9 protein-coding genes are annotated in these 12,839 nt (G+C 58.2%); 4 read left to right on the forward strand and 5 right to left on the reverse strand.

Translation table 11 applies throughout. From position 1 onward, the window contains the following. The first annotated feature begins 13 nt into the window (after positions 1 to 13). The gene (locus WC683_16585) at positions 14 to 952 is read left to right on the forward strand and encodes a hypothetical protein (protein ID MFA4974226.1); all 939 of its coding nucleotides are present in this window, start codon (positions 14 to 16) and stop codon (positions 950 to 952) included. Between the two features lie 28 nt (positions 953 to 980). Here WC683_16585 and WC683_16590 read toward each other — a convergent pair whose 3' ends face one another. Further along, positions 981 to 1,400 (reverse strand): response regulator, encoded by a 420-nt coding sequence (locus tag WC683_16590; protein ID MFA4974227.1) that lies wholly within the window; start codon positions 1,398 to 1,400, stop codon positions 981 to 983. A gap of 412 nt (positions 1,401 to 1,812) precedes the next feature. Between WC683_16590 and WC683_16595 the strand changes: the two genes are divergently transcribed. Beyond that, positions 1,813 to 2,964 (forward strand): outer membrane beta-barrel protein, encoded by a 1,152-nt coding sequence (locus WC683_16595; GenBank protein MFA4974228.1) that lies wholly within the window; start codon positions 1,813 to 1,815, stop codon positions 2,962 to 2,964. A 68-nt stretch (positions 2,965 to 3,032) separates the two neighbouring features. Here the strand turns inward: WC683_16595 and WC683_16600 are convergent, their stop codons facing one another. Beyond that, on the reverse strand, positions 3,033 to 3,971 hold the full coding sequence (locus tag WC683_16600; GenBank protein MFA4974229.1) for a radical SAM protein: 939 nt from the start codon (positions 3,969 to 3,971) through the stop codon (positions 3,033 to 3,035). A 142-nt stretch (positions 3,972 to 4,113) separates the two neighbouring features. On the opposite strand from WC683_16600, the gene WC683_16605 reads away from it, so the two are divergent. Both WC683_16605 and WC683_16610 read left to right on the forward strand, forming a co-directional pair. Next, complete coding sequence (locus WC683_16605; GenBank protein MFA4974230.1) at positions 4,114 to 5,073, forward strand: CDP-alcohol phosphatidyltransferase family protein; 960 nt, start codon at positions 4,114 to 4,116, stop codon at positions 5,071 to 5,073. Beyond that, positions 5,027 to 5,632 carry a helix-turn-helix domain-containing protein gene (locus WC683_16610; GenBank protein MFA4974231.1) on the forward strand — a complete coding sequence of 202 codons (606 nt, stop codon included), beginning with the start codon at positions 5,027 to 5,029 and terminating at the stop codon, positions 5,630 to 5,632. Before WC683_16605 ends, WC683_16610 begins: the two co-directional genes overlap by 47 nt. Positions 5,633 to 5,648: 16 nt before the next feature. On the opposite strand, the gene bamA is transcribed toward WC683_16610, so the two are convergent. The 3 genes from bamA to WC683_16625 form a co-directional block, all read right to left on the reverse strand. Beyond that, positions 5,649 to 8,354, reverse strand: a complete 2,706-nt coding sequence (gene bamA, locus WC683_16615; protein MFA4974232.1) for an outer membrane protein assembly factor BamA — start codon at positions 8,352 to 8,354, stop codon at positions 5,649 to 5,651. A 14-nt stretch (positions 8,355 to 8,368) separates the two neighbouring features. Then, entirely contained in the window at positions 8,369 to 11,560 is a 3,192-nt protein-coding gene (locus WC683_16620; GenBank protein ID MFA4974233.1) for a translocation/assembly module TamB domain-containing protein, read from the reverse strand. A gap of 15 nt (positions 11,561 to 11,575) precedes the next feature. Further along, on the reverse strand, positions 11,576 to 12,839 hold a 1,264-nt coding region (locus tag WC683_16625), incomplete at its 5' end, for a Mur ligase family protein (GenBank protein MFA4974234.1).

The raw sequence follows: 12,839 nt of genomic DNA on the forward strand, positions 1-12,839 counted from the left end.
AAGGGAGAGGCTTATGAGAGCATTATATATGATGGCGGCGGCGGTCGCTGTTTTGATCATCTCAGCGAGCGCGTATTCCTCCGCAGTCCTCGTGGACGCGAAGGGCGAGGTGGGGGTGAAGCAGGGAGGCAAGGAGACCAAGGCGATCATCGGCGCCGAGCTTGCCGATGGCGCGATCGTCACGGTCGGCAAGGATGCCAGGGCCTCAGTGCTCTGCGAGAGCGGCTCGCTCGACGAGGTGTCGGCCGGCCGGAGCTATACCGTGGGCGCCCCCTCCGAGGGCAAATCGACGAGCCTCGGCGCCGGCATCACGATCGCCATGAAAGAGATAGCCTCCGCCGGCAAAGGTCCGACGGTGCACGGCATGGTGAAGAAGGTGGAGGGGCCTCATGCGCTCAAGATCGACTTCGACAAGCTGGGCGGCCAGGGGCTGATTGCCCTCTATCCCTCCGGGACCGCGGTCAGGCTTTCTCCGAGCATAGATTTCAAGTGGAGCGAGCCGATCGGTAAGGACTGGGTGAAGCCCGCGCTCGTGGTCATGGACATGTCGGGGAGACGGCTGGGATCGATCCTGCTCTCGGCAGGCGCAACCAATGTGGGCGTATGCCCGTGTAAGTTTGGGCTCGCAAAGGGTCGGGAGTACAAATGGTTCCTGGCTGCGAGCGACAAATCCGAGAAGAGCAGGACGCCTGGATTCAAATTCCAGACGCTCTCCGACAACGACGAGCGCAGGCTCGATGCCGATCTTGCGAAGATCTCTTCGCTCAATCTCACGGAGGAGGGGAAGGCGCTGCTCGATGCGCAGCTCTATTTCAGCTACGGGTTGTATGATGAGGCGGCGAAAGGGCTTGCTCCGTTCTACGCCAAGTCCCAGTCACCGTTCGCGAAGAACCTTCTGCATCTTTGTTATATGAGGATGGGGAGGGTGGCTGAGGCCAAAAAATACGAGTAGATTGCCTGACAGGACCCGAAGCCAGTAATTATCTTCCGATTTCTTTTTCAAAGTCTGTTTTCTTTTTTTTGTCCAGCATGTGTTCGATCTTGCGGGCGAGCGAGCGCAGGTGAAACGGTTTGGAGACGTAGTCGTCCGCGCCGTGGGCGAGCCCGTCTATGCGGTCCGACTGGTCGTCGCGGGCGGAGACGATGAGGACTAGTATGTCCTGCATGGCAGGGTCTGACTTGATGAGCTTGCACAGCTCGATGCCTGAGACCTTGGGCATCATGATATCTAAGAGGATGAGATCAGGCCTTTTCTCTGCTATGGAGTCCAGCGCCTGTTTGGCGTTATACGTGCTGACTACTTCATATCCTTCATTTTCAAGGAGTTTTCCCAACACGGCGTGGATTTCAGGCTCATCATCGACGACCAGAATTCGATGTGTTGTTCGCTTTATCTCCATGATATTATTCGTGTAATTGACTTTGATGGATGCAGTCAAGGGAAAAAGCGGGAGATTCGCGTTTTTCCGGAGCCGGCGGCGTATAAAATCAAAAAGTGCTTATTTAACATGTATTTTTCTTGCGGCTCTAAAGTCATTTCTTTAAAATCAGGCACAGATAATAAACCCGTCCATCAGTGGCGCACAATCGCCGGGGGCCGGGTTGACATGGGAGAATCGAACAGTTAGACGAAGAACTCCTAAACAAGAACCCAAGCGGAAATCAGGCCGGGAAAGGGGGTGCTCTCTCCGAATGGCCGCTCCGCGGGAAGATACATAACCTACGTACGACATCTGTGCTCGGCAGTATATTCCGGAAGGGGGGAATGATCCCTCCTCCTCGGAAGCGAAATCGATAAAGGAGAGAAACAACATGAAAAAATTATTTACTATAGCTCTGGCGCTGGGTCTCTTCGCGTTTATCGCGACGAGCGCCTCTGCACAAGAGAAGTACGTAGCCGGCGGCTTTGAGATGGCCGGTCACGTGATGGCCGGCGGCGGCTATCAGCACAACAACAACAAGGCAGTGACCTACTTCACCACGGATGGTGATATCGGTTACTTCGCCGGCCCGATGGGCAAGTACCTGGGTCAGGTCCCGGGTGCCAGCACTGACCACTTCTCGTTCTTCGTTGACGAGGTGGAGTTGGACATCATGAAGAGCTTCGGCGAGAACGTAAGGCTGCGCGCTGATCTAGACTTTGCGCGTGCGGCATCCGGCGGCGCCTTCACGATGGCTGCGTTCACGCTCGAACAGGCTTATGCCACGGCCAATATTCCGGTCGGCAACGGCATCGAGTTCCTGCTCGGTCGTTTCAACACCCCGATCGGCTTCGAGGCTGTCGATGTCATCGACAACGACACGATCTCCAAGTCGGTGATCTCCACCGGCCTTCGTTCTTCGAACACGACCGGTATGAAGATCTATTACGCGTTCAGCGACCTGGTTGACTTCCATTTCTACGTGGTCAACACGCTGACGCAGGACAGCGACGTCAAGATCAACGACGTCCCGTCCTTCGGTCTCCGCCTGGGCTTCAACTGGGGCGAAGAGGGTTCAGAGAGCACGTTCGGCATCAGCGGTCAGTTCGGTCCGGAAACGCGCGTCAGCAACAAGCACTTCACGTACCTGGGCGACCTGGATCTGAGCTGGTGGATCACCGAGGCGTTCAACCTGGGCCTCGAAGGTATCTTCCGTCGCGACAACGCGTTCGGCGGCAGCAACACCGAGTATATGGGCGGCTTGCTCAACCTGAAGTACGTGTTCAGCGATGTGTGGGATGGAACGCTCCGCTTTGCATACGCGAAGCAGTTTGATCCGTCCAACCTCGCAGTCGCGACCTTCTGGACGAACCTGACGGGCGCTGAGCAGTCGATCTATCAGATCAACCTCGCGGTCAATTACGCGATCGCCGACGGCGCGAAGCTGCGCGTCGAGCCGAGGTTTGATATCGTCAATCCGGCGGGCGGCGGCAACACCGAGTACGTATTCGGCGGCGCGCTGGCCTTCGGCTATGAGTTCTAAGTCGAACTCGTAGGAAGTTAAGCGGTAATTGGAAGCCCCGAGAGAAATCTCGGGGCTTCTTTTTTATCTTATTTGTTCTTTATTATGTCGCTAAGGATTTCACGAAGGAGATTCGAGGGTTTTTTCCAGGCGCGGAGCGAAAACGGGACGATGCAGCCGCAGCGGTCGCAGTCGGCCCCTGGGCCGATCACGCACGGCTTCTTCACGTTGCCCCATGCGTCGAACGCGGCGCCGTTTTGCACAAAGACGCAGTTCGAGCCCACGCAGCTGTGCCGGTTCTCCTCCAACATGAGATCGAAAGTGCCAGGAGGACCGCCGATGAAATCGCCATAGGTCTTCCTTAGAGAATTGAGCTTCTTGATCAGCTCGCGTCTCTCCGGGAAGGTGATCCACATCTTCTCTTCAACGCCCTTGACCGGCGTCATGAAGTCGAAGAGCACGTGGCGTATGTGCGGAATCTCCCTAAGCTCCGCGAGTATTCGATCTATGGATTCAGCGTTGCTTCTGCTCAGGCAGCAGGCGGCCGCGATGTTGAGATCCTTGCAGCGCGGGTCGCGTATGTTCTTCATTATCCTGTCGTAGCATCCCTGGCCCCGGATCCCGTCGTGCTGCTCGCGCGTGCCGTCGATCGAGATGTGGAATTCGACCTCAGGCCAGTCCGGGAGCGGCATCGTGCCGTTTGTGACCACGCGGTTTGCCCTGAAGAATCTGCGGCCTTTCTCTATCAGCTCGCGGCGAAGCAGGGGTTCGCCACCCACCCACGTGCATGAGAAGAAGGCTGCCTTTCCGGACTGCATCTTCTCTATGCGCGAGAGCCATTCCTCCACGGAGAGCTCCGGCCCTTTCTCCTGATCGTATGAGAAGTAATAACAGTGGCGGCAACGCAGGTTGCACTTGTTAGTGACGTCTATGGAGCAGAAGGTGTTCTTCGGAAGCGGAACTACTGTGAGAGCGAGCTTTGGCAGGATTTTCCCGCGCCAGAACCTGTGTTTGGGTTTATTCGACATAGTGGCCCTGCTCTCTAACGCGCCAAGTGGCTGATTGGCAAGGAAAATTCATTAGCCGCACTTGACATAAGGGCGCAAATGATGCACCAATTCTCAGCTTAAAACCCTTAATAATTCAAGCAATTAGAATGTTCTCGACGATATGAAGACCATTGCAGACATAAATCCGATCTGGATCACCCTGGGTCCCTTGCTCGCCATCAACGTGATCCTGCTCGTCTCCTACCTCGTGTTTCAGTTTTGGGGACGAAAGAGGCTCACCCGCACGTTCGAGGGGACGAAGAACGATCCATCGAAGTTTCTCTCCAGCGGTACGAGGATGTGGTGGTTCTGGACCACGGACCCGATCGTGCGCCTGTTCGTGAAACTCAAGATGGGACCTAACACAATAACCGCGATCGGTTTCCTGATCTCCTGCATGGCCGCTTATCTCTTCGCGTCCGGATGGCTCGGGTACGCTGGCTGGATGATGATATTCGGCGCGACGTTCGACATGTTCGACGGAAGGGTGGCGCGCATGACCGGGCGCACTTCCCGCTCCGGAGCGTACTTCGACGCGGTGATGGATCGCTTCGGCGAGGGCGCGTGCTACATGGGGCTCGCCTACTTCTTCAGGAGCTCGTTCATGCTGCCGGTGACGATTGCGGCGATGATCGGCTCGCAGATGGTTAGCTACACCAGGGCGCGCGGCGAGGGCATAGGCATAGACTGTAAGATCGGCATGATGCAGAGGCCCGAGCGGATCGTCTCTCTGGGCGTGGCCGCGGCCTTCGACCCGATCATGACCATGGCCCTGCACAGGTGGTGGGCGCAGCCCGCTCCGGTGCTCATGATCGCGGCGCTCTGCTTCATAGCGGGCATGACGATCTTCACGGCCGTGCAGCGCATGATTTACATCATGAATGCGCTGGACAGCCAGGACCGGAAGGGAAAGGAATCCATTCCGCAGCTGATCACGAAGCTCTCCACGCCTAAAGGGCGCGAGGAGTTGTGGGAGAAGTATGGGGCGAAGCGCGATGAGGGCAGCGCGGCGTTGACGTCGACACGAGGTGGGGATGAAGACGAAGCCGGCGAAGAGAGAAGAAGGCGACAAGCTCCTTGACGAGGCGGTCGAGGTGTTCATCCAGGGCGCCGGCAAGGTTTCGAGCGCGCTGCTGGGTATGATAAACCGCGTCGGCGGCCAGATCTACGCGCTGCTCTTCCTCTCCGAGGAGCCTCTCTCGTTGGACGAGATAGGCGAGAGGCTGGGCGTCTCGAAGAGCAACATCTCCATCAACATACGCATGCTTGAAGAGTACAGCCTGGTGCGGAAGGTGTGGGTGAAGGGCTCGCGCAAGGATTACTACGCTGCCGAGCGCACTTATCCCAAAAAGGTGATCTCCGATTTCCTCACGAAGATCATGGGCACGCTGACCGACGCGATCACCACCATCGAGCGCACGCGCGCAAAAGTGACGGAGGCGAAGGTCTCGCTGCCGAAGGAGAACAGGGCGCGCGCGGAGTTCCTGCTCGGTCAGGTGGAGCTGATAGGGCTCTTCTACTACGCTGCCAACAAGTTCTTCGAGGACTTCTTCTCCGGCAAGCCGATCAACGTGGAGCTGCTGCAGAGGCTGATCTTAAATCCGGAGAACCTCCAGAGGGGCAGAAGCAAAAATTCCTGATTTTATCTGAGCGGTCTCAGAACAGATAACCGAACGTGAGATGGAAATGGCCGATGGATTCGCCTGGCTTGCGGTCTATCTTGAATCCGTAGTCCGCGCGGATCGGTCCGACTGGAGTGTTGTAGCGCAGCCCCATCCCGGCCGACTTGCGGACCGTGGAAGACCATCCGACGTCCGAGAATTCGTTGGTCAAACTGCCCATGTCGTAGAAGCCTGCGAAGCTTAGGTTCTTGAAGAGCAGAAACCTCAGCTCTTCGTTGAAGATCCAACGCGCCCTGGAACCTGTGGCCTTGCCGGCCGCGTCCACCGGGCCGAGCGATTGGTATGAGAATCCGCGAACGGTGTCGTCGCCACCCATGAAGAGCAGCTCGTTGGTAGGCACGCTGACGTTGCGTCCGATCGTTAGGATGCGGTCGAGTCTGAGCGTGGTGGAGAAGACGATCCTGGACCAGAACCCGTAATCGAACTCGCCCTTGACCTTGAAACGGAAGAAATTCGCATCGTCGCCGCCGATCTCATTGAAGATGTCCACTCCGGCTATGGTGTAGACGCCCTTGGTTGGGAACGAGAAACTGTCGCGCGAGTCGTAGCTCTGGGTCAGCGATATCTTGGAGATGGTGTTGTCGCGGAGACTGTCCGCGTCCGCCGCGACCGAATCGCCTTCGACGAAGTAGTTTCGATCCAGCTCCCACTGGAAGAAGAAGCCGAGGCGGCGGAGTTTCCTTGCCCAGCCCAGTGTGCCGGCCACCTGGGTATAGGCGTACGAAGGGGCCTTGTAGTATTGAATCCACGCGCCGCTGGTCATCTCGACGCTGCTGCCAAAGAAGCGCGGGTCGTACCAACCGATCTCGGCCCTGGAGAGGTTGACTCCAGCCATGAGCTTCAGGGTGTTGGTCTTGGCCCATCCGAACGAGTTGATGTTCCTGAAGATCATCTGACCGGTGAGCGATTGGTCGGTGGAGTAGTTGATGCCGAGGTCGAGCATGAAGGGTTTCTGTTCCTCGACTCTGACCTTCACGTGCACCACGTCTCGCTTTTCGGCGACGCCTATGGTCTCTACGCTGACGTAGGAGAACGGGCCCAGCCTGCGTATGTTGAGCTGGCTGTCGATGAGCTTCTTCTCGCTGAAGGGATCGCCTTCCTTCAGCGCCATTGCTCCCATTATGGCATTTTGGCTGGTGAGGACGTCTCCGACGATCAGCACCTGGCCTATTCTCACCAGCGGCCCTTCGCGCACGTCGTATGTGATGGTGGCTTCATGGGCCTGGCTTACGGTGTACTGCTGGCCCACCTCGGCGTAAGGGTGTCCGTTGTTGCGATAGAATGAGAGGAGGCGAAGCCTGTCCTCCTCCAGCCCTGGTTCGTTGAGCGGGTCTCCTCGCTTGATCTTGAGCGCCTTGATGAGCTTCTCCGGTGGGAAGGACTCGCTGCCGGCGAAATCGATCTCGCCGACCAGGGTCTTTGGCCCCTGTTCGATGGGGATGGTAACGTTCAGGGCGAATCCTTGCTCGGTCGGCTTCACCTCCCACTCGCCGACCGTCGAATCCAGATACCCGTCGCGCGCCAGCGCCTTGGCGATGGCTTTGTCGTCGTTGATCACGTATTCGGGGAAATAGGTGCCGCGCCGGCCCAGCGCCATTCGCTTGTTCTTCATCTCCTCTGCGAGTTTTTTAGATCGGACGTCCTTGGCGCCGACGAATCGCAGCTCCTTGATCCTCCTGGGAGCGCCGGGCTCGATCGCGAACTCGATGAGCAGGGAATCGTCGGCTAGCTGGGATTTTTTCCACTCCACTTTTGCATCCGGATATCCCCTCTCCCCCATGAACTTCTTTATGGATGCGGCGCTGGCCTCCATCTCGTAGTCGTCCACCGACTCGAACTTGAAGATGGTGAGCTGTTTCCTGAGCCGCTTCCGGCTGGCATGGGGCGCCCCAGTGAACTTGATCTTGACCCTGGGGCCTTCGCTGACCTTGAGGAGAAGATCTACGCTGCCAGATTCAAAATCGATGTCTTTCTTCGCGACCTTGATTCTGGCTTTGGGATATCCGTGGTCGTGATAGGCGTTCACGAGTTTTTCGATCGACGCCCGGAGCCTCTGCTCGGAAAAGGGCTTCCATGTGTTGAGTGAGGAGCTGAACCTGCTGTCGGGAAATGCGCTGTTACCCTCCACCTCCACGTTGCGGTATCTCAGGGTGACGCCGTTCTTTATGTGCAGGGTGACGTCGATGCCGCTTACCTCCGGGTTCTCTTCCTGCTCGATATAGACCTCGGTGCCGACGTAGCCCTGTCTGGCGTAGAACTCCTTTATCCTGCCGACCTGTTCATCCACTCGCTGGGGAGTATAGATGTCGCCCGCATGCAGGGTCAGATATTTGCGGACCTTGTTCTCCACGAAGGGGTAGTTGCCGGATATCTCTATGGACGAGACCACCGTCGCCTCCTTGAGCCGGTAGTCGATGGTTACGCCGTCCGGGTCCTTAGATGGACTCACGTTTATCTCGTCGAAGACGCCCCAGTCGCGCAGGTATCTGACGGAGCGGTCGAGCTCCGCCAGCGAGAATTCGTCGCCTGAGGTTATCGCTATGACGTCGCGGACCTTCTCCTCCGATATTCTCTTGAGTCCGTTGATCTCTACGGAGGACACAGGGTCGGCAAACGCCATGCGCGATATCAGGCACAGCGCCAGCGCAGCCATGGAAATCTTTTGCAGCTTCCCCCTCACCGCAGCTCTCCCCCCTATCTCATCCTGAATCTCAAAATACCGCTCAGCTCGTAGTTCGAGTCGGTCGAATTAGATCCCTTAAGCAGCAGGTTGTCGGTGATCTGATATTCCGCCGAGAAGGTCTGGACCGCGTTGTCGGTTCCGATGTCCGTGGCGAAACTCACGCTCAACCTGTCCGACAGCTTCTTGCCGACGTTGAGCCTGGATATGCCCTGCGCCGCCGTATCAGGAACTTCGAACCTGAAGACGTCGAGCCTGGTGAATTTGGCGATCGGCCTCTCTATGACGCTCGTGATCGACTGTGCTACCATGGCCGCCGAGAGCCCCTCGCTCTGTATGGCGATGCGCTCCTGTTCGGTCATCCCGAAGAGTATGAGCGAGACCACGTCGCGCTTCTCCAGCGGACCGGTGGGCGATGTGGCGGTGAGATCGAGCGCCAGGTTGTCGATGGGGCCGTGAAGGATTAGGTTCACGCTGTAGACGTCGATCTCCTTCTCTGCATAGACCTCGAGATACGGCGAGTCGACGTCCCCCCTGAACTCCATGAAGCCCTTGCTGACATCGAAATTAAGTCCGAGGTAATGCAGTTCGCCGCTGTCGGCGTTTATCGATCCCGCGACGACGGGTTTGGACCTAGTCCCCGATAGCGATATGTTCATGCCGAGCCAGATGTCGCCAACGTTGTTACGGATCTCCATGTCTCCGCTGTTTCTGACCGAGAGGGCGAGCCTTGGGTCGAAATCGAGTTTTTGCACTTCTTTTCGCGAACGCATCTTCTTCTCGCCGGTCAGCGCGTCGATGATGTTGAAATCTTTCGTGTATTTTCCGTCGAGCACCGTCATGTCGCCCGAGAGCAGCGGGTTCGGGAACCTGCCTGTGAGTGAGATGTCCCCCTCGAACTCCAGCATCAGGTATCCGTCCTCGGAGCGCCAGACCATGCCCCTTGCGGCCAGCGCCAGATCCGACTGGGCCGGCTTGAAGTTCTGATGATCGAGATAGCCGGAGAGGCTCATGGATCCGTCGCCCATTTTCGCCTGGAGCGAGTCGAAACGAACGCGTGAGCCGTCGAACCTGAGCGCCCCGGTGACGCTCTCGAGGCCGACGCGCGGGTTTCTGAGCAGCACGTTGTTGTCTTTGAATTCGATGCTGCCGAAAAATCTGGGGTCGTTCGTCGTGCCGCGCACCGAAAGATCGACGCCGAGTAGCCCCGACCCCCTGTAGAGCGAAGGGGTGAGCAGCGACAGCGCCGATACGTCCACCGTGCCATCCACCGAGAGGTCTATCGGCCCCCCTGATGTGAGCCTCCCCTTTGCGCCCAGCCTTTCTCCCCCTGAGCCGGTCCATGAGAGTTCAGCGAAGCTCCATGTGTGCGGGTCGTACGCGTAGGTCCCGTCGATGAGAAGCCCTTTTATCGGCTCACCGTGCAGCCGCATCCTGCCGGGCGATAGCTCTGCTGCCAGCGCGCCTTCGATCTTGCGGACCTGTTCCCCGTGCAGGCCCGCCTCGATGTCGAGGAACTCAAGCCTGCGGCGTGTGATGTCAACGGTGGCGGCCGCGCGTTCGAACGGGATTTCGTGCCAGCTGCCGTTTGTGATCGAAGCCCTGGCCTTGCCGGTGAAATCGGTGTGCGGCCCTGTGAGCTCGATTGCGCCGTTTCCCACCCCCTTGAGCCCGAACGCCTCCATGGATCTGTCCAGGGGCATGTCATGCATTTCGGATGAGAGATCTATGTGCTTACGCCTTTTGCCGTCCGCCATTTTTTCGCCGAATTTGACGGTGAGGTCGGAGCTGCCGGTCATGCGCTCCGCGGTGAATACGTCGTTGTGCATGACTAGCTCGTCGTAGGTGATGTCGAGCTCCGTCAGAACTCGGTCCGCCATGATGGGTATCCATCCGCCCTCGAAGGTCTCTCCGCGGATCTCGACGTGGACCTGCTTGCCCCATCCGGTGAGTTTCACCTCGCAATCGCTCCGTCCGAAGATCTTCTTGAGATGCGGGTTGCTGAACTTGGTGAAGAGGTGCTCGACGGGAAAATTAGAGCCGCTTGCCTCCAGGTCCATCGACTTCGCCCCAACGTCGATCGAGCCTGAGAATGCGACGACGTCGCTGCCTGCCGTGGCGCTGCCGGAAGAGAATCGTATCGACCCGTCTTTCCATGTGAGATTGGAATTTACCGAGACCGGCTGATCCGGCGACGCCTTGAAGCGGTATGTGAGCGAGGCGCTGCCTGCGCCTTCAGACTCCAGAGGCTTGTATCCTTTGCCCGCCAGCTTGACGCTGCCGGAGAGCTCTCCTGCGGTATCGAATATCTGAGACTCTTTCCCAAGGTACGGGAGCGATACGGGCTTGGGGATATCGATGTCCAGGGCAAAATCCTGTGTTTCGATGTCGGAGTTCAGCTTTCCCTTGAGCTCCCTCCCCTCGATGAGCAGTGATAAGTCGCTGAGCTCTATCCTGTCGTCGTCGAATGATATCTCCGCGTCGAGTTCTTCGGCGGCGATCGCCGTCGTAACGATGTCGCGCACCGAGACGTTCCCGCTGAACGCGTTGACATAGGGGAACCTTCGTTGCCAGCGTTCTAGCCTGGTCGACGTCTTGAGCGACGCGAATCCGGCGGAGAACAGCTGCTTTTCTCCCTTGTCCAGCTTCACGCCGTCCGCGCGTGCGGCGAACCTGGCATCGCCGAGCATGCTGGGGACGAGGGCCGCGTGGACCTCGTCGAGCATGAGCCTCTTGTCGTCACCGATGTTCACGTTCACGCCGGATGCGGAAGCGTCGATGAGCTCGATGTGCTTGAGGAGCAGGAGCTTGGCCGTATTGAAGCGTTTTTTCGCGGGCTTTGTCTTCTGTTCCGGCGATGCCGGGAGGTCTATCATTACGTCGTTGAGGCGGAGTTCGTCTATCACCAGCTTGCCGCGCGCCAATCCCAATAGGGCGTACTCAAGGGTGACGTTTCCTATTATGGCGCGCCGGCCGCTCATTTTGTCTGCAAGCGAGAGCGAGGTCAGAGAGATCTCGCCCCTGATCGGTTTCCATTGAAACGACCCAACTTCTATCCTGAGCCTGCCTGCGGCGTTGGCGACGGCGAGCGCGTGCGCCAGCACCTCAGGCCTGTTGACGAGCCAGGAGGCGCCGGCCAGGAAACCAAACAACAGCGCCATGACGCCGATGAATCTGCGAAACCGGTGCGTCTTTCTGATCGTCATCAGCTCTCCGCTGAATTAAGCATTGCGCTTCGCGGCAAGCGCGGCCAAGAGCTTCTGGATGACGCCCCCGAAGCTGCCGTTGGACATCACGAGCATCACGTCCCCGCTTTCCGCGCCCCGCACCGCGAACTCGACTATGTGATCCACGTCCTCTATGTGATGCGCGTCCGTCCCCTTGCGCATGAGCTCTGCGGCCACCGCGTGAGAATCGAATCTCTCCTCGGCTGGAATCGTCATGGGTTTGTACGGGCTCGCGAGTATAACCTTGTCGGCCGATGAGAGGGCTTCGGTGAATTGCCTCTGAAAGATATTGCGGCGCGACGTGTTGGACCTCGGCTCGAAGATGGCCCAGATGCGCGAGGTGGGGAAACGCTCTCTGATCCCGGCTATGGTTTTTGCGACGGCGGTAGGATGATGCGCAAAATCATCGATCACTGAGACGCCGCCGACTTCGCCGGCCAGCTCCTGCCTCCGTTTAACTCCCTTGAAGGATGCCAGGCCCTTCACCAGATTGCGCGGCTGTATGCCTGATTCCAACAACGTGACTAACACGCCTATCGCGTTCTGAAGGTTGTATTCACCCCACATCGGCAAGAGGTAATCGAATCCGAGAAGTGAAAAACGCGTCCCCTCTTCCGAGACCTCGATTTTTTCCGGCCTGTAGTCCGCCTCGCCTGATGCGGCGTACGTGACTATGCGGGCCTGCGCTTTGAAGGCCGCTTTCATGGCGAGCGCGTCTTGGGCGTTGGCGACCACGATGCCGTCCGGGGGCACGAGCTGCGCGAGCCTCTCGAAGGAGGAGTATATCTGATCGACGTCGCGGTAGATGTCGGCGTGGTCGAACTCTATGGATGTTATCATCAGAGCCTGCGGCATGTAGTGCCAGAACTTCGGCCCCTTGTCGAAGAAGGCCGAGTCGTATTCGTCGCCCTCGACTACGAAGAAATGGCCGTGCCCGAGCGAGTAGCTCTTGCCGAAATTCTGCCCCACGCCGCCTATCAGAAATCCCGGCGACTCCCCTGCGGCTTCGAGCAGCCAGGCGGCCATATTGGAGGAGGTCGTCTTGCCGTGCGTGCCTGCGATCACTATCGGAGTCCTGCCGGCGAGGAAGAGCGATGCCAGCGCCGACGGCATGGAGTGGTACGGTATGTTGCGCCGCAACACCTCCTGGGCCTCGGGGTTGTCCTTGCGGATCACGTTGCCGATGATCGCGAGCTGCGGGGCCGCGGTGTCGATGTTCTCGGGTCTGTAGCCGTTGAAGGGCTTTATGCCGAGCGCG

The sequence above is a fragment of the bacterium genome, from assembly GCA_041648665.1.
Taxonomy (GTDB): domain Bacteria; phylum UBA10199; class UBA10199; order 2-02-FULL-44-16; family JAAZCA01; genus JAFGMW01.

Excerpts from the sequence above, each read along its gene's own strand:
- WC683_16585 (MFA4974226.1), top strand. The coding sequence starts at position 14 with ATGAGAGCATTATATATGATGGCGGCGGCGGTCGCTGTTTTGATCATC.
- WC683_16590 (MFA4974227.1), bottom strand. The coding sequence starts at position 1,400 with ATGGAGATAAAGCGAACAACACATCGAATTCTGGTCGTCGATGATGAG.
- WC683_16595 (MFA4974228.1), top strand. The coding sequence starts at position 1,813 with ATGAAAAAATTATTTACTATAGCTCTGGCGCTGGGTCTCTTCGCGTTT.
- WC683_16600 (MFA4974229.1), bottom strand. The coding sequence starts at position 3,971 with ATGTCGAATAAACCCAAACACAGGTTCTGGCGCGGGAAAATCCTGCCA.
- WC683_16605 (MFA4974230.1), top strand. The coding sequence starts at position 4,114 with ATGAAGACCATTGCAGACATAAATCCGATCTGGATCACCCTGGGTCCC.
- WC683_16610 (MFA4974231.1), top strand. The coding sequence starts at position 5,027 with ATGAAGACGAAGCCGGCGAAGAGAGAAGAAGGCGACAAGCTCCTTGAC.
- WC683_16620 (MFA4974233.1), bottom strand. The coding sequence starts at position 11,560 with ATGACGATCAGAAAGACGCACCGGTTTCGCAGATTCATCGGCGTCATG.